Source organism: Flavobacterium potami, assembly GCF_020026915.1.
Taxonomy (GTDB): domain Bacteria; phylum Bacteroidota; class Bacteroidia; order Flavobacteriales; family Flavobacteriaceae; genus Flavobacterium; species Flavobacterium potami.
This window is the reverse complement of sequence record NZ_JAINUY010000059.1, coordinates 1-287: the sequence shown is the minus strand read 5'-3', so window position 1 is coordinate 287 and position 287 is coordinate 1. Positions and strand designations below refer to the sequence as shown.

The following is a 287-nucleotide window of genomic DNA, read 5'->3' as shown; positions in this document are numbered from 1 at the left end:
TCCCGGGACTCGGACGCTACTTTGTCCAGAGTATTAATAACCGTGACTATACTGTGATTATGGGAATCACCTTTTTCGATTCACTACTTCTGGTAGGTCTGAACTTTTTGGTTGATCTTGCTTATACGCTGGTCGACCCGCGGATCCGCCTGATGGACGGGAGGAAGTGACGCGAATGGAAACACCAGTTAATGTTAATCAGTTTCGTCCGGTAGCCAAAGACATCCAAATGGCACAAACAATTGCCCGTCCGAGCACAACCTACTGGCAAGACGCCAGGCGGCGTC

General features: G+C 49.8%; 1 protein-coding gene. It reads left to right on the top strand.

What is annotated here, in order from left to right; translation table 11 throughout:
* Nucleotides 1-170, top strand: a 170-nt coding sequence (locus tag K6T82_RS24755; RefSeq protein WP_223711620.1) for an ABC transporter permease subunit, incomplete at its 5' end; no start/stop codon positions are given.
* Nucleotides 171-287: the final 117 nt, after the last annotated feature.